Source organism: Variovorax guangxiensis (assembly GCF_003952165.1).
Classification (GTDB): domain Bacteria; phylum Pseudomonadota; class Gammaproteobacteria; order Burkholderiales; family Burkholderiaceae_C; genus Variovorax; species Variovorax guangxiensis.
Window position 1 is genome coordinate 1 of record NZ_RXFT01000005.1, and the last position, 20,115, is coordinate 20,115.

Annotated in this window: 10 protein-coding genes; 2 read left to right on the forward strand and 8 right to left on the reverse strand. The window is 69.5% G+C overall.

Translation table 11 applies throughout. The annotated features are described in order from the left end of the window. Positions 1–70: 70 nt before the first annotated feature. The 4 genes from EJP67_RS13085 to EJP67_RS13100 form a co-directional block, all read right to left on the reverse strand. Positions 71–2,665, reverse strand: a complete 2,595-nt coding sequence (locus EJP67_RS13085; RefSeq protein WP_126022155.1) for a type VI secretion system Vgr family protein — start codon at positions 2,663–2,665, stop codon at positions 71–73. Positions 2,666–2,915: 250 nt separating this feature from the next. Beyond that, positions 2,916–8,321, reverse strand: coding sequence for a two-partner secretion domain-containing protein (locus tag EJP67_RS13090; protein WP_126022156.1), 5,406 nt, complete (start codon positions 8,319–8,321; stop codon positions 2,916–2,918). Between the two features lie 162 nt (positions 8,322–8,483). Next, entirely contained in the window at positions 8,484–10,223 is a 1,740-nt protein-coding gene (locus tag EJP67_RS13095; protein ID WP_126022157.1) for a ShlB/FhaC/HecB family hemolysin secretion/activation protein, read from the reverse strand. 1 nt (position 10,224) lies between these two features. Then, positions 10,225–12,297: a CHAT domain-containing protein gene (locus EJP67_RS13100; RefSeq protein ID WP_240650641.1), complete on the reverse strand. Its 2,073-nt coding sequence runs from the start codon at positions 12,295–12,297 to the stop codon at positions 10,225–10,227. A 416-nt stretch (positions 12,298–12,713) separates the two neighbouring features. Here EJP67_RS13100 and EJP67_RS13105 point away from each other — a divergent pair, with 416 nt between their 5' ends. Continuing rightward, entirely contained in the window at positions 12,714–12,941 is a 228-nt protein-coding gene (locus tag EJP67_RS13105; protein ID WP_126022159.1) for a hypothetical protein, read from the forward strand. A gap of 13 nt (positions 12,942–12,954) precedes the next feature. On the opposite strand, the gene katE is transcribed toward EJP67_RS13105, so the two are convergent. Both katE and EJP67_RS33615 read right to left on the reverse strand, forming a co-directional pair. After that, positions 12,955–15,156 (reverse strand): catalase HPII, encoded by a 2,202-nt coding sequence (katE, locus tag EJP67_RS13110; protein WP_240650642.1) that lies wholly within the window; start codon positions 15,154–15,156, stop codon positions 12,955–12,957. Positions 15,157–15,214: 58 nt separating this feature from the next. Next, a complete protein-coding gene (locus tag EJP67_RS33615) occupies positions 15,215–15,364 on the reverse strand; it encodes a hypothetical protein (protein ID WP_019655668.1) in 150 nt (49 codons plus the stop codon). Between the two features lie 224 nt (positions 15,365–15,588). On the opposite strand from EJP67_RS33615, the gene EJP67_RS13115 reads away from it, so the two are divergent. Then, positions 15,589–16,407: a transglutaminase-like domain-containing protein gene (locus EJP67_RS13115; RefSeq protein ID WP_126022161.1), complete on the forward strand. Its 819-nt coding sequence runs from the start codon at positions 15,589–15,591 to the stop codon at positions 16,405–16,407. Between the two features lie 36 nt (positions 16,408–16,443). Here the strand turns inward: EJP67_RS13115 and ligD are convergent, their stop codons facing one another. Together ligD and ku are read right to left on the reverse strand one after the other, a co-directional pair. After that, positions 16,444–19,032 (reverse strand): DNA ligase D, encoded by a 2,589-nt coding sequence (gene ligD, locus EJP67_RS13120; protein WP_126022162.1) that lies wholly within the window; start codon positions 19,030–19,032, stop codon positions 16,444–16,446. Between the two features lie 21 nt (positions 19,033–19,053). Then, entirely contained in the window at positions 19,054–20,043 is a 990-nt protein-coding gene (gene ku, locus EJP67_RS13125; RefSeq protein WP_126022163.1) for a non-homologous end joining protein Ku, read from the reverse strand. Positions 20,044–20,115 lie beyond the last annotated feature (72 nt).

Consider the following 20,115-nt stretch of genomic DNA (forward strand, 5'->3'; position numbering starts at 1 on the left):
GCCTCGGCGAAGCCGCCGATGCCCAGCGAGAAATCCGTCCAGTGGTCTTCATCTTCTCCCTGTACTGCCATCACGCGCTCCCTTCGGCGTTCGAGTTTTCCTTGATCCGTCCGAGCCAGCGCACCTTGTAGAACTCCGGTGCGTCGGCACGCTGCGCTTGCGTCGAGCCGTCGCTGCTGGTGATGGCTCCCCCGCGGTCGGCCGCTTGTGCGCCGGCGGTCGCCGGGCCGCGCGGTGGTTGCTCGCCTTCGCGCACGAGCCTGAACACCTGCCTGGCCGCCGTCGAGTTGTTCTCGTCGAGGTGATGGAAGATGAGTTCCTGATCGAAGGCGGCGTTCGGGTCCTGGTTCACCAGCTGCGGCGCGCGGCTCGCAGGGCCCACGAAGCTGTGGGTCGCGGCGTGTTCGCGCCACAGGCCGTTGGTGCCGTGCACGATGCCCTGCGCGTTCCAGCGGCTGAAGCTGGAGCCGCCGTTGATCAGCACTTCCTCCTTGGCCGTGATGGTGATGCGCTCCGCCTCGAGCTTGATGTTGAGCCTGCCCAGCAGGTTGATGCTGTTGCGCAGGGCCTGGATGTCGATGTCCGCGTTGCCTGCGATCAGCCGCATGCCGGCCTTGCAGGCGAACAGGCGCACCGCGTCACGCGCGCTGGCGAGCAGGCTCCTGCCCGCGCTCACACTGGTGTGCGCACCGCTGGTGAGAGCGTTGTGCCCCGTGCTGGCGACATGCGTGGAGCCCTGCGTAGCCGCTTGGATGCCGGCCGGGCTGGCCAGGGTCAGGTGCGGCCGTGCGAATTCGGAGAACTCGCCCTGCATCGCCGCGTCGGGGCTGCCCCTGATGGCCTCGTCCTGCTCCTTCAGTTCGCGAACCACCTCGTCCTGGTCGCCCGCTTCCTGCGCCCCGGCGTCGTGCGCCATCCGGCCCAGGCCTGCATGCAGCTCGCGCCCCTGCGCCAGCCGCTCCACCGTCTCGCGCATGTCCGTGATGTGGGCCTGTGCATTCGGCCGCGCCTCTGTGGTGATGAGCAAGCCGGCGCTTGCGCGCACCGCGCCGTGTCCGTCGGTGCGCAGTTCGAAGCCCTGGCCGCGGTCTTCCTGGCGGCCTGCGGTGCTCTCGATGCGGCCGATGTGCCCGAGGCTGATGCTGCTGCTGAGGTGATCGCTCTTGAGCTGGGCCTGCGGCTTGCCGCTCGTGTCGTCCAGCGCGAGATGGTTGCCGCGTTCGCCGCCACCGAGCTCCCGGCTGCGATAGCCGGCGAGGTGCTTCTGCGCGGGCAGCGCCCAGGCCGGCATGAGGTCGGCGTTGTGCACACGGCCGATGACGATGGGGCAGTCCGGATCGCCGTTGAGGAAGTCGACGATGACCCCCTGCCCGATTCGGGGCAGCGCCACCTCGCCGAAGTTCGCGCCCGCCCAGTTGGAGGACACGCGCATCCAGCAGCTGGTGTTCTCGTCGTGGCGGCCGAGCCGGTCCCAGTGGAACTGCACCTTGATGCGACCGTGCTGGTCGGTCCAGATCTCCTCCGCAGCGGGGCCGACCACGACCGCGGTCTGAGGCCCATGCGTGCGCGGCTTGGGTGTCGTGCGCCGGGGCCGCCACGCAAGGCTCGTGGGCTGGGCCTCGAACGCGAAGCGCTGCACCGAGCCTTCCGAGGATTGCCTTCCCTCGGTGGCCTGGAGGTTCTCCTGCAGGTCGTAGCTCACGCCCAGCAGCAGGTATTGCCGGTTCTGGTCGGCGCGGGGATGTTCCGCCAGGCGCATGGTGAATCCCGGCGCAAGGTCGCGCCTGTTGGAGCGGCCGCTGGCACGGCTGCGTTCGCTGTGCTGCTCCTCGTTGCGGATGGCCGCATAGGCGTCGCCGTCTTCCAGCCGGGTGTAGCCGCCGGGCCACTCGTATTGCTCGTAGCGGTCGTGGTCGTGGCCGATGGCCTTCTGGCGCGACTGGCTCAGGTCTGCCCTGGGGTGCAGGTCGTCATAGTCGTCATGCAGGAAGCGGCCGGGCCGAACCTCTTCGCAGGCCGTCCATTCGTAGACGCGCTCGCCGGCATCCGGGCCACCGGTCATGCCGGCCTGCTCGTCGACATGAAAGCGAAGTTCTTCGCCGCCGGGCAGCGGTCCGTGCGATCCGGCGATGTCGTCGGCGAAGACCAGCACGTGCTGAGCCGCTTCATGGCGGAAGAAGTAATAGACGCCTTCGTGCTCGCAGAGGCGAGAGATGAAGTCGAAGTCGCTCTCGCCGTACTGCACGCAGTAGTTCCAGCGGCGGTAGCTTCTGCCCAGCCTGCGTTCGAACGGATGGCCGTAGCGCTCGAGCACGGCCGCGACGATCTCGGGAACGCTCTGGTCCTGGAAGATCCTGAAATCGGAGCGCAGCGTGGCGAGCCACAGCCATGGACGCAGCTGCATCCGGTAGAAGCAATGGCGGTCGTCCTCGCCCGAGAGACCGAACCGGGTGGCGATGCCGTCGAGGTGCCGCGCCTCGCCGCTTTCGGTCTGGATGACGACGGTGGCGGACTTTCCCAGCATCGCGTTCGGATCGACCGCGTCGTGGCTGCCCAGCAGATCGAGATCGAAGCTGTAGAGCCGGCTCAATTCCTCGCGGCCGGCGAGACGATGGAATCGAAGGGCATCGCCCGCGGGCGTGCGGACGCCGACGCGCCGCCTCATGGCAGAAAGGCGCGTGCGAGCGCGCCGTTGACGTTGGACATGGAACTCCCTGGACAGACCGTCTCTCGTGCCGAGGACGAAGACTTTGTTTGTTCGGGATTCTGTGTGCCGAGGCACCCATGTCGATGACATCGCGCGAGCCGGCCGCGCCTTGCGTGAACTACTGCGCGATCATTCTTGCGTGCATGAAGAGGCTTGCCTCTTCGCGCAACGGTTCGTTAACGCCGCTCAGGAAGAGCGTTCACACGCCTCAGAAATCGGCGCAGCCGTTGCGCTTCTCGGTATCGACGCAGCTCGACAGGTTGGGCCGCGAGCGCACGCGCGACCATTCGCGCGCCAGCACGTCGCCGCCCTGCGTCGCGCGGTCGCCGTCGAGCGGGCCGGTGGCGAAGCAGATCGGCGGCGGGCCGATGTTGCGGTCGTACACCCAGGTCGCGGGCAGGTCGCGCAGCGCGTCGGGGCGCGGCAGGTCGGGCATCTGGTTGACGAACAGGTTGCCCGGGACCACGTTGACCGCATAGCCCTCGGCCGAGGTGAAGGCGCCGTTGATCGGATACACGCCCGGCGGGCTCGCCTGCAGCGCGGGCGAGAACATGAAGCCCGAGAAGCCTGCGCCCGTGTCGCCCAGGATCAACCCCGTGACGAGGTAGCTGAAGAGCGGGTTCGGATAGCCGAAGGGCCTGCTCGCATTGCCGATGAGCACCGTGGCCACCGGCTGCTGCGCGTAGATGAAGTGGTTAGCGCCCGCCGGGATGCTCACCGCGCACAGGCCCGAGTAGGAGCAGTGGTACAGGTTGGGGTACAGCCCCGAGCCCGCGAGCCCTCCGCGCGTTTCTCCCACCCAGGTGTCGGCCCACACGCGCCACGGCGCGCCGGCGATGGTGTAGCCGCCGGTGTTCTGGAAGCGCGATCCCGCCACCAGGTCGACCCCGCCGGTGCTGCTCACGTTGGTGCCCAGCAGCAGGTCGCCACTGAGCGTGCGCACCGCCACGGTATCGGCGGCCATCGAGCTGGCCGACACGATCTGCGGCAGGTTGCCCGCCGCGTCGTAGCCGGTGACGCTCACCGAGCCGAGCTTGACGGTGTCGACGTCCACGTAGCGGAAGGCGCCGGCCGCGCTGCCGCCGAGCGTGTCGGCGCTGACGTTGTTCGCGGCCTGGTCCAGCAGCACGCTGCCGCCGGTGGAACGTGCCAGCAGCGTGCCGGCGGTGATCGGTGCCGACGCGGTCTGCGTGATGTTGCCGCCCGAGATCAGCCCCACGGTCGCGGCCGTGAGCGCGCCGCCGAGCTGGATGCCGCCTCCACCGCCGGTGTTCTGCAGCGTCAGCGCGCCGGGCACGGTGAGCGGACCCACCACGTTGATGCCGCCAGCGTGCGCATTGCTGCCGGCCACGATGGCGGGCGCGTCCAGCCGCGTGAACTCGTCGGCCGACACCGCGAAGCCGTTGGCCGCGGTGCCGCCCAGCGTGATGGGGTTGGCTGTACGGTCGACCGCGTTGCCTGCGGAGTCGACACCGCCGGGGCGCAGGTTCAGCACGCTGCCGGCGCGGACCGTGCCGGTCAGCACCACCGCGTCCGTGCTGCCGTCGTTGCTCGCGCGCAGCACCACGTTGCGGTTGCCGTCGATGCGGCCTCCGGTGCCGAGCGTGATGCCCGTGCCGTTGGCCTGCGACTCGCCCGCCACGTCGATGTCGCCGGTGCCCAGCGTGGTGACCAACGCGTTGTTGGCTATCAGCACGCCGCCCGACTTGTCGCTGGAAACGCCCGGCGTCACCAGGCCCTTGATGCCGATGTTGCCGTCAACGCTGCGCACAGTGACGTTGCTCAGGTCGACCGCCTGCACGGCCAGCGGCCCGGTGCTCGGGTCCGTCACGCCGCTGCCGATGCCCACGATGGAGATGTCGCCGCTGGTGGTGAGGATCTGGCCCGGCCCGGTGCTCGCGCCGATGCGCACCCCGGTGCCTCCGGGCGCCGTGCCCGAGATGGTCACGTCGCCAGTACTGCTCTGGATGGTGGCGCCGCTCAGCTGCACCGTGGCGGTGAAGCCCGAGAAAGTGGGCGTGCCGCGCTTGCCCGTGATCTGCACCGCGCCGCCGGGGCCCGCGTCGCCCAGCGCGGTGGTGCGCGTATCGATCGTGGTGTTGGTGATGCCGATCGCCTGGTTGCCCGTGGGGCTGGTATCGGCCGTCATCACGACGTCGCCGCCGTTGGTGGCGATCTTCGCGCCGCTCAGGAAGATCGCTCCGTTCTGCCCGCCCACGCCCGCGTTGAGCACCACGTTGAGCGCACCCGAGTTGGACTGGATCGAGTTGTTGTTGAAGGCGCTGATGTTGTGCGCCGCGTCGAGCTCGAAGGTGAGCGGCGCCGAGCCCTTGCTGCGCACGATGGCCGCATCGGTGGCGAAGGTGATGTTGCCGTCGGTCGCGAGGCCGCCGGTGCCCGTCGTGATCGTGACGCTGGTGCCGCCGTCCAGTGCGTTGTTGATGTCGCCGTCCTGGATGGTCGAGTTGGCGAGCGGGTCGAAGGGGTTGCCCGTGAGGCTGCCCGATGCGGTGCCGTGCGCGATGTTGACGTTGTACGGGTCGATGGTCCAGGTACCCGCCGTACCCACCGGCGCCGACGCATCCACGCGCAGCCCCGTCAGGTCGAAGTGCGGTGCCGAGGTCTCGATGCTGCCGCCGTTGCCTGCGCTCGCGCCGCCGCGCGCCGAGATGCTGCCGTAGCCGCGCAGCGTGTCGCCGGCGATCACGTTGATCGTGCCGCCATTGCCGGAGGCCGATTTCGCGTCGGCGCGCAGGCTGGCCTGGTCGCTGATGGCGATGCTGTTGGTGGCTCGCACGTCGATGGTGCCGGACTGGCCCGCGCCGCCGGCGTCGATGGTGGTCACGTCGTCGAACGCATCGATCACGAGCACGTTGCGCCCGGCGAGACTGACGGTGCCGCCCGCGCCGGTGCTGCTCGACACGTCGAGCACCGGCACGAAGACGGTGCCCGACGGCACGTCGCGAACATTCACGCGCCCCACCAGCACGTCGCCGCCGCGACCGTCGATGGCGATGCGCCCGCCCTCGGCGCGCACGGTGCCGCCGGCCTCCATCGCGAGCGCCACCGCCGATGCGTCTGCGCCGATGGTCGCGACTGCGCCATCCACCGTGAAGCTCTTGCCCCCGGCCGTGCCGGAGATCGTTATGTCGCGCCCCGCGCCGGCCGTGATGCTGCCGCCGAAGATGGTCACGCCGTTGCCCGCGGCGTAGGACACGCCGCCACCGCCGTTGGCGGCCGATGCCGAGGTCAGGAAGGCGCTGTTCGCGGTCAGGCCCTGCATGTCGCCGCCGGTGCCGTCGATGGCCACGCGCCCGCCGGAGTCGATGGTCGCGCCGCGCATCGAGATGCCGCCGATGTTGCTCGTCGTCACGTCGGGGAAGGAGCTGTCGACGAAATCCACCGTGCCGCCGTACACGGCGACCGGATCGGTGGCGGTCCAGCTGCGCGAGCTGCCGGTGATGCTCACGTCGCCGGTGCCGGTGCGCAGCACCGTGCCGTTGCCTTCGGTGTTGTCGAGCAGCACGCCGCCCGCGCCGATGCCGCCCACGCCGGTGATGGCGATGTTGCCGCCGCCGGTGGTCAGGCTGGTGCCCGAGACCTGCACGCCGTCCGAACTCACGTAGTAGTTCGGGTCGCCGGCCGAACTGCTGGTGCCCTGCCCGCGCAGCACGATCGAGCCGCTGCCGCCGCAGTTGCCGGAGGCCATCGCGCAGGTGTTCAGCGAGCTGTCGAACAGCGAGACGCCCGCGCGTCCGACATTCGGTCCGCCGTCCGTGGGCGCGATGCCGCCGACCGCGTAGCCGTTGGCCGCGTCGCCCTGGCCGTAGAAGCGGATGTTGCCGCCGTTGGTGGCGATGCTCGCGTTGTTGAGTTCGATCACGCCGCCGTCGGAGCCGCCGGTCGCGTTGGCGTTGAAGTCGACGTGTAGCGCACCGCTTTCCGAGCGGATCGACGAGCCGCTGAACATCTGGATGTCGCGCAGCGAATCGACCGTGAGCCGCGCGTCGCGCCCCTCGGTCTTGACGATGCCCGCGCTGTCCTGGAACACCACGTCGTTCGACTCTCCGTCGTTGGAGCCGGTGCGCAGCGTCACGTCGGTCGCGCGGCCCAGCGCGTTGCCGATGGCGACGGAACTCACGCGCGTGTCGGCGGTGTTCTGTCCGTAGTCCGCAGGTTCGTAGACCGGCACGGTGTTGTCGACATTGAGCGTGCCCTTCGACTCGACCACCCACTTGCCGTTGGCGCCGCTCGCGCCGCCGGCCGCATCGACCTGCGCGAGCTCCGTCACCTCCACCTGCCGCGCGGTGGTGGTGATGGTGCCGCCCGCGCCGCTGCCGGCGCCGCGCGCCTGGACCTGGCCGGAAACGTGGACGTAGCCGGCGCTCAGGTCCACCGTGCCGCCCTGCCCGTTCGCGCCGGTGGCGTTGCTGCGCAGCACCGAGTCGGCAGACATGCTCACCGCGGCGTTTCCCGTCACCTGGATGCTGCCGCCGTTGCTGCCGCTGGCGTCCGCCGCCAGGCCCGACAGCCGCACGTAGTCCGCGCTCGCGGTGATCGATCCGCCTGCCACGCCGGCCTCGGTGCCGCTCGCGTCGATGGTTCCGCCCAGCAGCATCTCGTTGCTGCGCGCGCCCGACTGGCCGCCGTCGAGCACGATCTCGCCGTTGCGGGAACTCAGCGAGCGGGCACGGATCACGCCGGTCTGGCTCACCACCAGCTGGCGCGCATCCACGTCGGCCGCGGCGGCCATCAGCACCACGCGGCCGCCGTCGGCCGCGACGTTGCCGGTGTTCATCAGTTGCGCGGTGGTGGTCTTGTCGGTGGCCTGCAGGTCGGCGAGCTTGAAGGTGGTCTGCCCGTCCAGCGGCACCTTGAAGGTGGTGAGGCCGTCGCCGTCGAAGTCCAGGTTCATGGTGAGCTTGCTGGCCGACACCAGGCCCACCGAACCGCGCGCGACATTGATCTCGCCGTCGTTGCGCACCGAACCGCCCACCAGCGCCACGGTGCCGCCCGGGCCCGCCGTGATCGACGCGCCCTGCTCCAGCCGCACCTGCGCCAGGCTGTTGGCCGGGCCGGCGAAGACCAGCTGCTCGCTCTTGTCGAAGGCCTTGCTCTCCGAACCGGCGGGCATGAAGTTGTCGTTGGCGATGTCCAGCGTGGAAGCCACCAGCCCACCCACGTTGACCGACGCGCCCTTGCCGAACACGATGCCGCTCGGGTTGATGAGGAATACGCTGCCGCCCGGCAGGTTCGGGTTGCCGATCAGCGAGGTCCGCAGCGTTCCGTCGATGCGCGAGGCCTGGATGCTCATGCCGTCGCCCACCACGCGGTTGAGCAGCACCGCGCGCGTGCTCGGCTGCGCGATGTTGACCGTGCCGCCCGCGCCGATGGAGAAGGTCTGCCAGCTGGCGATGCCGCGCAGCGACGGCTGGTTGATGTTCATCACGCTGCCGTTCTGCGTCATGGTGACGCCGCCGGCAATGGAGTTGAAGCCGGTAGGCAGCACCTGCGCCATGGCCGGCGCGGCGCCCGCGCAGATCAGCGACAGCGCGATGGGCCGCAGTTGCAGGCGCCGAAATTGCGCGCGCGAGGATGGGTTGCGTTGCTTCATTTCAGTGTTCCACCACGCTTTCGCGTGACCCGCAATGCTTGAAACCGGCCCGGACGATTCGCGGGACACCGCGGAACCGGCTCTGCCGGGCCGTCGGTGTCGCCCCCGGCGAGGGGGTTGGCGAAGCGACACGAAGTGCGCGAGGCCTGGGGGAGTGCCATTTCAGAACGCCTTGATGAGCTGCACGAAAAGGCGCGGGTTGCGGCCCCCGCCGTCGGTCTGCGCCGGCGGCGTGCCGGCGCGCCAGGCCAGCGTGGCATTGATCGAGAAATTGCCCGGGCGCGACCAGCTCAGGCCCACCCCGTAGCCGCGCAGGCTGTGGCTGTTGACGCCGTCGTAGGGCATCGGGTTGCGCACGATCTTTCCGTGCGCGGCGTCGTAGAACAGGAAGGGCGTGAGCTCCTCGTTGAGCGACCAGCGCCATTCGACGGTGCCGATCACGCCCTGGTCCACCAGCAGTTCGCCGGAAGGGTAGGCACGCACAGCACGCGCGCCGCCGAGCGCGAGCTTCTCGGACGCGTCGAGGTTCTTGCTGGCCCACTGGCCTCCGACCGACAGGTACAGCGAATGGCGCGGCACGATCGACTGCAGGCGCGAGAACTGGAAGCTCAGCTTGGTGAAGCCGCCTTCGGTGCGGTGGCCGGTGATGCCGCGGTCGAAGTCGCGGCTCTCCGGGTCGCGAATGGAGAGGTTGCCGTGGTACAGGGTGCCGGAGCTGGCCCAGTAGCCGCCGCCGAGCAGCTCGTCGCGGCGTTCCCAGGTCCAGCCCAGGCTCAGGCCGTTGACGCGCTTCTTGGAGTTGAAGTCGGCCGCGCGCAGCTCGTCGGTGAGGTCCTTCACGTCCACGCCCAGGCGCAGGAACAGGTTCTGCTGGCGCTGGCGGATCAGCGGATAGCTCAGCGAGAAGTCGAGCACGTTGGCGCGCCCGCGCGCGTCGAGGTCGGCGAACTGCCCGCCCAGCTCGTAGCTCACGCGCGAAAGGCCCACGCCCGCGCGCAGCCCGCTGGTGCCGATGGGCGCCTCGTAGGCGATGCGGCCGAACTGCAGCGCGTTGCTGTTGGAGACCATCAGCCGCATGTCGAGGTTGTCGCCGATGCCGAAGGGGCTGAGCCAGCGCGCCGTGCCGCCCAGGCGGTAGCGGCCCGACTCCCTGGTGCCGTGGTTGTCGCCCTCGGCCGTGAAGGCCCATCGCGGCGCGGCGGCCACCTCGACCGAGAGGTCGGTGGTGCCGGGCTGCGTGCCCTCCTGCAGGCCCGAGGACACCTTGATGCCCGGCTGGTCCGACAGCAGCAGCATCGCGCGTTCATAGTCCGGCGCGCTCACCGCCGCACCGGGCTGCAGCGGCGCGAGGAAGCCGCGCACGCGCGACTCGGCAATGGGCGCATCGGGAGCGACGGTCACGTCGACCTTGCCGAGGCGGCCTTCGATCACGCTGATCTCGACGATCCCGTCGCGCACGGTCTGCACCGGCACCACGGCCTGCGCGAGGAAGTAGCCGCGCTCCTTGTAGCGCGCGGTGATGGCCTTGGCGAGCTCCTCCAGGTCGGAGAGCGTGACGTCGCGGCCGATGTAGGGGCCGGTGATGGCTTGCAGCTCCTCGTTGCTCAGCGCCTTCACGCCGTTGAGGCGCAGGTCGTTGAGCTTGAAGGTCGCGCCGGCGGCGCCGCCCGTGTTGCGCGGCGGCGCGGGCAGGCTCTGCGGGGCTACTGCCCCCGTGGGTGCCTGCGCAATGGGGCGGTCACAGCTTCCGCAAGGGTCCTTGGTCGGCAGCAGCTGTGTGTCGTTGTTGTCCGCTTCGGCGGCATGCGTGCGCTGGGCCGCGACGAGCAGCGTCGCGCTGACCAGGGCCGTGACCGCGAAGGCGATCGGCGTGATCGGCGTGGGGCGTTGGCAGGATTTCATTTCAGCCTCCCACCGTCAAACGCCAGTTGCCGATCAGGTTGAACGGCGCCCAGAAGAAGGGATGGGACATCTTGGGATCCTTCAGCACCGCGAGCTGCCCCGCCTGCATGGCCTTCTGGATGTCGCGGCCCTTGGAGAGTTCGCCGTAGAGCGTGCTCATGAGCACGGCGGTGGCGTCGTCCGACACCGGCCACAGCGATGCGATCAGGCTGGAGCTGCCGGCCGAGAGGAAGGAGCGCGTGAAGCCCAGCACCTCGTCGCCCTGCGCGATGCGCCCGAGGCCCGACTCGCAGGCCGAGAGCGTGACCAGCGCGGTGCCGTCCATCGGCAGCCCGAGGATCTCGTGCGCCTCCAGGAAGTTCTGCTTGCCGCCCTCGTTGGCCAGCAGGATGCGCGAGTACAGCGGATCGACCGCGTCGGCCTCGGCGTGTGCCGCCACGTGCATCAGCGGCGAGCGCGCGGCCACGTCGCGGAACTGGGTCTTGGTGGCGGCCGCGCCCATGTACACCGTGTTGCGCGGGAAGAGCCGCGCGAGCTGCTTCACCTCGGTCTCGGCGCCGGGCAGGTCGTACTTGTCCTCGATGCGAGGATTGCCGAAGGCGGTGAGCGATGCGTTCACGCGCGGCGTGCGCTGCGCCAGCTGCACCGCGATGCTCATCGACGGCGCCACGGCCACCGGATGCGTCTCGATGATGTAGCGCCCGTCCAGCCGCAGCGCCTGGAACGGCAGGTAGTGCAGCGGCCCGTGCGGCACCACCACCAGCCGCTGCCCCGGCGCGAGGCCCAGCGGCCCGAGCAGCGCGGCGCCCAGCTTGTCGGCGTTGGTGATGGCGGCGCGGCGTCCGCGCACGATGGAATTGCGGAAGGTCTCGACCAGCTCGTTGAGCTCGTCGCGCTTCACCGCCACCGTCTTCTCCGCGATGCTGTCGGGGCTCACCACCCACACCACGAGGCGGTCGGGCAGCGAGTGGAACTGCACCACGCGCTCGTCGGCCGCCAGCGTGCGCTGCAGCGTGGCGAGGTCGACGGTGTTGGCGGCCTGCTCGTTGATCTTCGCGCGCCCGCGCACCGCGTCGAGCAGCGCGCGCGAGCGGCTGTGCTCGCTCACCTCGAAGGCTTGGCGCGCATCGCCCGCGTCGCTGTAGATGGACACGCCGCGCTCGAACACCGTCTGCAGGTCCGAGAACAGGCCCATCTTGAATTCCTCGCTGCGGAACCTGGCGCGCACCTTGTCGACATCGCCCAGCGCGCGGCCCACGGCTTCGGCCGCCGCCTGCTTCTGGCCCAGCGCGAGTTCGCTGCGCGCCACGCCGTCCCAGGCCCATAGGCGGTAATACTCGGTGTCGGCACCCACCTGCCGCGCGGTGAGCGCGCGGTAGGCATCGCGCGCCTCGGCCGGCTTGTTCTCGGCCAGCAGCAGCCGGGCGCGGGTGCGGTCGAGCTGCGCGGTGAGCGGTGCATCCTTGGGCGGCGCCATGCTGCCGAGCACCTCGCGCGCCCGAGCGGGGTCGCCCGATTCGATGAGCGCATTGACCAGCGATGCCTGCACCAGCGGCGCATAGCGCTGCGAACTGTTGGCCAGCGCCTCGTCATAGCTGAGCACGGCACCCGAATAGTCGCCGCGGCGCGAGCGCACGTCGCCGATCACCTTCTGCACCGGGCCGACCACCAGCTTGGGATCGCGCGCCTGATGCTTGAGAGCCTCGCGTGCGAACTCCTCGGCCTTCTCGAGCTGGCCCGAGTAGCTGTAGACGATGGCCAGGTCGCGGTTGGCCATGGCCATCAGGTTCGGATCGTTGGTGGCGTCGGCCAGGTGCAGCGCCTTGCTCGCGGCGCGCACGCTCTGGCGGAACTCGCCCGCCTCGGCAAGCGCGACCGCCTGGCTGCAGTACTGATAGCCGGAGAGCTTGACCGAGTCCTGCCCGTAGAGCACCGCGCCTTCGCTGGTCAGCGCCAGAAGGGTGTCGGTGTCCGCAAGGCGGGCCTGCTCCGCCTTGCTGGCGGCGGCTTCGGCGCTCGTCGCCTGCTGCGCCGGTGCCGGAAGGCTCCAGCCCATCAGAAGAACGCCAGCCAAACCGAGCGCACCTGCGATGCCAGCACGATGACGTGCAGGGCGCTCCCTTCCCCATCTCGAAAACCACGCCATTGGACCCCCGCGTCTGGCCCTGTGGGCCCGCCGCGGCGGACCATCGACGTCGCGGGAATGCGCGCCGTTCAGGCCTCGGGGAGAAAGTCTAGGAGCGGCCCCCAGGCGCGCCTATTCGCAATACGGTCTAGGGCTAAAGAACTAACAGGCAGCCGAAGGGCCTGCCCTGCGCATTCGGTCACGGCGCGCCGCAAAGGGTGCGGGGGGCTTCGCGGCGAATACACATCGGCTTACATAATGCGCGCCTCAGAGCCCGCGCATGAACGCAGCGGGCCGCATCAGGGAGGTTCCATGTCACATCACAGCCGGGCCGGTCGGGCGCTTGCGCGCGCCCGCGCATACGCATGAAGCGGCGCAACGAGGCCGCGCCCCCGCCCCCCGATGCACGCAAGCTTCGCCGCAGGTCGAGCCTGTGCATGGCGGGGTGCGGCCAGGCCGTCGAATGCGGACCGCTCGGCTGGTGGCCGTGCTGCTCGAAGTCCTGCCTGAAGATCTGGAAGAACCGGCCGCCGGCGATGCCTGCCGAGCGCATCGAATGGCCGCCGCGGCAGCAGGCCGCGGGCGGCGGCTAGCCGAGATCGCCGGTCAGGCGGGCACGGCGTCGATGTTCGCGCGGTCCCAGTGCCGGTGCTTCGCTATGGCGGCGGCGAAGCGCTGCGCGATGCCCGAGGCGGCCGTGCTGTCGCCCAGGTTGGTGACCGGCGTTTCGGCCACCACCACGCCGGCGGGCGCGTCATCGGGCGAGGTCTGCTCGTCGATGCCCAGCGTGGCCAGCAGCCGTGCGCCCTCGCCCACCGTGCAGATCGCCTTGCAGTGCTTGTAGGCCTCAAGCACGAAGTGCACCGCGTCGCCCATGCCCGCGAGCGCCGCGGCGCCCTCGGCACCGGCGGGCACCAGCACCGCGTCGAACATCACCGAGGGCGTGTTGACGAAGGTCGCGTCCACCTCGATCTGCCGCCTGGATGCGCTGGCGACGGTGCCCAGGCGCGGCCCCACCACCTTGCACTGCGCGCCGGCCTGCTCGAGCGCATCGCGGATCGGCTTGAGCGAGGCCGAGTCGACGCCGTCGGCAACCAGGATCGCGATCTTGCGCGTGCGGATGGAGCCGTCGCCGGTGTCGGCCATGCTCAGCGCGGGCGACTCGTCGATGGGCAGCGACATGCGGTGGTCGCGGAAGCCCGCCCGCCCCGCGGCCGCCTTGGCATCGGGCTCGCCGATGCCCAGAGGCTCGGCGACGCGGCGCGCGAGCTTCTCGTCCACGTGCGCGAGGTTGTCGACCATGCGCTGGCGGATGGCGGGCACATCCAGCTTCGACAGCTCGAAGCGGAAGGCCGCGATGATGTGCTCCTTCTCGGCCGCGCTCTGGCTCTCGAAGAACAGGCGCGCCTGCGTGAAGTGGTCGTCGAAGGAGGCGCTGCGCCGCCGCACCTTGGGCGGGTCGATCTCCTCGGGAAAGGACTGGAAGCCGTGGCTGCCGCCGTCCACCCGGAACTCGGTGCCGCTGCCCAGAGTGTTCGGCTCGTAGGCCACCTGGCCGCGCGCGATGGTCTGGCGGTGCATGCCGTCGCGCTGGAAGTTGTGGAAGGGGCACACGCCCCTGTTGATGGGCAGCTCGTGGAAGTTGGCGCCGCCCAGGCGCGATATCTGCGTGTCGGTGTACGAGAACAGGCGCCCCTGCAGCAGCGGGTCGTTGGTGAAGTCGATGCCCGGCACGAGGTGGCCGGGATGGAAGGCCACCTGCTCGGTCTCGGCGAAGAAGTTGTCGGGGTTGCGGTTGAGCACCAGCCGGCCGATCTTCTGCACCGGCACCATCTCCTCGGGAATCAGCTTGGTGGGGTCGAGCAGGTCGAAGCCCAGCGAGTGTTCCTTGTCCTGCGGTATGAGCTGGACGCCGAGCTCCCACTCGGGGAAGTCGCCGTTCTCGATGGCTTCCCACAGGTCGCGGCGATGGAAGTCGGGGTCCTTGCCGGCGATCTTCTGCGCCTCGTCCCACGCCAGTCCGTGGATGCCGAGCTTGGGCTTCCAGTGGAACTTCACGAAGTGGCTCTCGCCGCGGCTGTTGATGAAGCGGAAGGTGTGGACGCCGAAGCCTTCCATCATGCGAAGACTGCGCGGGATGGCACGGTCGCTCATGGCCCACATCAGCATGTGGGTGCTCTCGGGCATCAGCGAGACGAAGTCCCAGAAGGTGTCGTGCGCGCTCGCGGCCTGCGGCATCTCGTGGTGCGGCTCGGGCTTGACGGCGTGGATGAGGTCGGGGAACTTGATCGCGTCCTGGATGAAGAACACCGGGATGTTGTTGCCCACCAGGTCGTAGTTGCCCTCGCGGGTATAGAACTTGACGGCGAAGCCGCGCACGTCGCGCACGGTGTCGGCCGAGCCGCGCGAGCCGGCCACGGTGGAGAAGCGCACGAACACCGGCGTCTTCGCGTCCGGGTCCTGCAGGAAGTCGGCGCAGGTGAACTGCGACATCGACTTGTAGACCTGGAAGTAGCCGTGCGCCGCGGAGCCGCGCGCATGCACGGCGCGCTCGGGAATGCGCTCGTGGTCGAAGTGGGTGATCTTCTCGCGCAGGATGAAGTCTTCGAGCAGCGTGGGACCGCGCACGCCCGCCTTCAGCGAGTTGTGGTTGTCCGGGAGCTGCAGCCCCTGGTTGGTGGTGAGGGTCGTGGGGTGCTCGACGGTGAAGCCTTCGAGCTGCTGCTGCTTGGGGTTCGCGGCATCGGCGGCGCCCGCCTTCACGGCGCTGGCGCGGCGGCCCGCGGCGGCCTTGTTCTGAGGTGACATCGTGGACTTGCTCGGATCTTTCATCGCTGATGGTTCATGCAAAGGAAGGCGGGTTTCATCAGCCCGCTTCGCCGTTGTCCAGGAACATGTCGAGCACGTTGACCAGGGCGATCAGGCAGATGCAGCCTGCGACCGCGGCCACGCCCCATACGAGGATCTCGTCGCCCCAGGTGCTGGTGAACGAGTCGAAAAGTGTCGAAAACTCCATGGTTCCCCTCCGTATTTCGCCCCTCTGTTGGCGAACTCACTTGCAAGAATCCGAAGGTTATGTTTCAGGCGGTGCGCGCACCGTAGTGGCGCCCCTTTCCCCGCTGTGGGAGAAAACGCGTGGGCGCGGTAGGAGCCCGCCGACAGCGCATCGCGCCCGCCTACGAAGCTTCGCGGGTCCCGCCCGTGGGAGCCGCGCGTGCGTCTGCCTATCATGGCCTGACCATGTTGATCAGAATCGGCTTCGACATCGAACTGGAGGTGACGGCCCCCACGGCGCTGATCCACATGCTGCAGGTGCACCCCTCGCGCGAAGGCGATCTGCAGGGCGGCGAGAACCTCGTGCTCAGCCCCTCGTTGTCCACCGACAACTACCTCGACGGCTTCGGCAACCGCTGCGCCCGCGTGCACGTTCCGCAGGGCGTGACCAGCGTGCAGCTGCGCAACCATGCACTCATCTACGACACCGGCCAGCCCGACCCGGTGGACTTCGACGCGCTCCAGCACATGGCGGCCGACCTGCCGGTGGAAACGCTTCCCTTCGTGCTGCCCAGCCGCTACTGCGAGGTCGACAGCGACCTGCTGGCGTTCGCGTGGGCCAGTTTCGCGCACACGGCGCCGGGCTGGCCGCGCGTGCAGGCGATCTGCGACTTCGTGCACCGGCACCTGCGCTTCGACTACGGAAACGCCCGGCCCACGCGCACCGCGCTCGAAGGCTTGCGCGAAGGCACGGGCGTGTGCCGCGACTTCGCGCACCTGGCGATCACGCTGTGCCGCGCGATGAACATTCCGGCGCGCTACGTGACGGGCTACCTCGGCGACATCGGCGTTCCGCCCGCGCCCTACCCGATGGACTTCAGCGCATGGTTCGAGGTCTACCTGGGCGACCGCTGGTACACCTTCGACGCGCGGCACAACACGCCGCGCATCGGCCGCGTGGTGATCGCGCGCGGGCGCGACGCGGCGGACGTGCCGATCACCATGGTGTTCGGCGCGAACACGCTGAAGCGCTTCGAGGTGACGACGGAGGAAGTGCTGCGGTAGGCGTTGCCCTCCCCGGAAGGGGGAGGGAGAAATACCTTACTTGCTGCCGTAGCCGAGCAGCTTCATCGCGGCAGCGAGGCTCTTGTGGCTGCGCTCCATGCCGGCCCATGGCTTGTTGCCGGTTTCGAAGCGCTCGGCGGCGTTGGCGACGGTCCACTGCGCGGGGCCGGTGAGCGAGGGCAGTTCGTCCCACGCGAGCGGCACCGATATGCCAAGCCCCGGGCGCGAGCGCGCCGACCATGCGCTCACTGTCGTCGCGCCGAAGCCGTTGCGCAGGTAGTCGACGAAGACCTTGCCCACGCGGTTGCGCGGCCCGCTCTTGGCGACGAAGCGCGCCGGAATGGTCTGCGCGAGATGCGCCACCACGGCCTGCGAGAAGCCCTTGACGGTATCCCAGTCGTACTGCCGGCGCACCGGCACCACCACGTGCAGCCCCTTGCCGCCGCTGGTCTTCAGGAAGGACGGCAGGCCCAGTTCGTCGAGCAGCGTGCGCACCAGCATCGCGGCCTCCTGCACCTGCGGCCATTCCACGCCCTCGCCGGGGTCGAGGTCGAAGGTCATGCGGTCGGGCCTGCCGATGTCGTCGGAGGTGGCGTTCCAGGTGTGCAGCTCGATGACGTTCATCTGCGAAGCACCGAGCAGGCCTTCCTTGGTGTCGATCTGCAGCAGCGGCTCGTGGCCCGGGTCCAGCGCAGGGTCGAGCTGGTTCACGCCGGGAATCTCGCGGGCCTGCAGATGCTTCTGGAAGAACAGCTCGCCGCCCACACCGTCGGGCGCGCGCACCAGCGACACCGGCCGGCCGCGCAGATGCGGCAGCATGAGCTTGGCCACGCTGTCGTAATAGGCGGCGAGCTCGCCCTTGGTGATGCCGCTGTGCTTGTCGATCACGCGGTCGGCGTGGGTGATCTTCAGGGACATGGACTTGCTCTTTCCTTCACTGCGGCTCTTCGCGGGCTGCGACCTGGCAGCCTCGGCCTCGATCATGCGCACCCGCTGCGGCCGCTCGCGCCGTATCTCGCGCGCGGGCTTGTCGCTGCGCAGGCCCTGGAACACGGCCTGGCGCACGCGGTGTTCGCGCGTCCATTCGCCGAACGAGATCTCGGCCACCAGCGAAGGCCTGACCCAGTGCGCCTTCACGCCGCGCGGCGCGGGTTCGAAGGGGCAGTCGTCGGTGGCCAGTTTGTCCAGCTTCGCCTTGATGTCGGCGAGGCGGTTCGCGTCGAAGCCGGTGCCCACGTTGCCGCAGTAGCGCAGCCGGCCGCCCGCCTCGTCGTACACGCCCAGCAGCAGCGAGCCGAAGCCGGCGCGCGTGCCCTTGGGCGCGGTGTAGCCGCCGATCACGAATTCCTGGCGCTGCTGGTTCTTGAGCTTGATCCAGTCCGGCGAGCGCCGCGACATGTATGGCGAGCCCTTGCGCTTGGCGACGATGCCCTCGAAGCCGATGCGCGCGGACGACGCGAGCAGGTCGCGGGGCGAGGCGTCGAAGGCATCGCTCAGGCGCAGTGGCGCGGGCGGCTTTGCGCCGAGCAGCGCGGCCAGCCTCGCGCGGCGCTCCTCGACCGGCAGGTCGCGCAGGTCCTCGCCGTCGATGAAGGGCGCGTCGAAGAGCCAGTAGACGATGGACGAGGTGGCGCCGCGGTCGAAGGCGTTCTGCAGCGCCTGGAAGTCGGGCGCGCCATTGGGACCGTCGACGGTGATCTCGCCATCGAGCCAGGCCGAACCGGTGGGCAGCCTGGAAAGCGCCTCGACGAGCGCGGGCAGCTTCGCGCTCCAGTCGTGGCCGTTGCGGGTGAAGCAGCGCACCTTCCCCTTGCCCTCGATGCGCGCCAGCAGGCGGTAGCCGTCGAACTTGAGCTCGTAGAGCCATTCGCCGGGCGACGAAGGCGGGGAGGACGCGAGGGTGGCGAGCTGGGGTTCGAGGGTGGCGGGCAGCGCCGCCTTCTTCCTTTTGGGCTCCGCGTTCTTCGCCGGCGCGCTGCTTCCTGTCTTCGCCTTGGCTTTCTTCCTCGGCGCCTGCCCCACTTCGTCCACGCCGAGGCCGGTAATCACGCTCGCGGGCTCTGCCTCCACCACGTCGTAGTCGTCGAGCGCGCGCGCCTCGCCGTCGCGCTCCTTGATGAGCAGCCAGGGCTCGTGCGATTCGTCGCCCTTGCCGTGCATGCGCACCAGCGTCCAGTGGCCGTGCAGCTTCTCGCCGCGCAGCTCGAACTTGAGCTTGCCGGCCGCCAGCGCCTTGCGCGCGTCGCCGTCGGGCAGCCAGTCGCCGCGATCCCAGACGATGACGGTGCCCGCGCCGTACTGCTTGGGCGGAATGGTGCCCTCGAAGTCGGCATACGAGATGGGATGGTCCTCGACATGCACCGCCATGCGCTTCACGCCGGGATCGAGACACGGCCCCTTGGGCACCGCCCAGCTCTTGAGCGTGCCGTCGAGTTCCAGCCTGAAGTCGTAGTGCAGGTGGCTCGCGTGGTGCTTCTGGATGACGAAGCCCAGCGCGCCCTTGCCGCGCCGGCCACCGGACCTGGGCTCCGGCGTGCGGGAGAAATCGCGCTTGCCGTGGTAGCGCGCGAGCGCCTTGCGAGCGGTGGACGAAGACGAAGACGAGGAGGATGGGGTGCGTGCCATGGCGTGCGGTCCTCGGCGGGCTCAGGCGGCGCGGCGGTGGCGCGCCGGCGCCCTGCTGCGCGTGGTGCCGCCGGTGCTTCTCGCGGCGGTCTTGCCGGTCTTGGGTTTCTTCGCGGCGGGGCGCCTGGGTCGCGGCTCCTCCTCTTCTTCTTCGGCATCCTCGCTCCTGGACCTGGCACCTCCGCCCTTGCGCAGGCTGCGCTTGAGCAGCTCGGTCAGGTCGATGACCTTGGCGCCGCGGCCTTCGGCCTGTTCGCCTTCTTCCGGCTCAGGCTGCGTCACGGTCTCGGTCTGGCCGGCCTTCACTTTCTTTTCGACCAGCCGCAGGATCTCGTCCTTGAATTCGTCGCGGAATTCCTCCGGGTCCCACTCGGCGCTCATGTCCTCGACCAGTTCCTTCGCCATCTCGAGTTCGCGCGGGCGCAGGCCGGCCTTCTTCGCGTCTTCGGAGGGCAGCGGCAGGTCGGTCCACGGGCGGATGTCGGCGCCCCAGCGCAGCAGGTTCAGCACGAGGCCGGGGCCCACGGGCACCAGGGCGGCCAGATGCTGCCTGGTCTGGATGACGACGCGGGCCACGCCCACGCGTCCGCTGCGCTGCAGGGTCTCGCGCAACAGCGCATACACCTTGGCGCCTCGGTTGATGGGCGCCACGTAGTAGGGCCGCTCCAGGTACACGAAGGGAATGCCGTTGGCCGGCACGAAGCTCTCGATCTCGATGGTCTGCGTGGTCTTCGGGTAGGCGGCGGCGATCTCCTTGTCGCTGAGCACCACGTACTCGCCGCTCTCGTACTCGATGCCCTTCACGATCTGCTCGCGCGCGATCTCGCGGCCGGTCTTCTTGTTGATGCGCTTGTAGCCGACGGGGTCCATGGTCCTCTTGTCGAGCCAGTCGAAGTCGATGCCGTGGTCGACGGTGGCCGAATACAGCGCCACCGGTATGTGGACGAGGCCGAAGCTGATGGCGCCCTTCCACAGGACGCGCGGCGCGGGTGCTTTTTTCGAGACGGGCATGTGCTGCACACTCCTTCCCCCTCGAATGTGCGCCGCCCCGGCGCGCGCGATGTAGGAGCGCGGCCCCAGGCG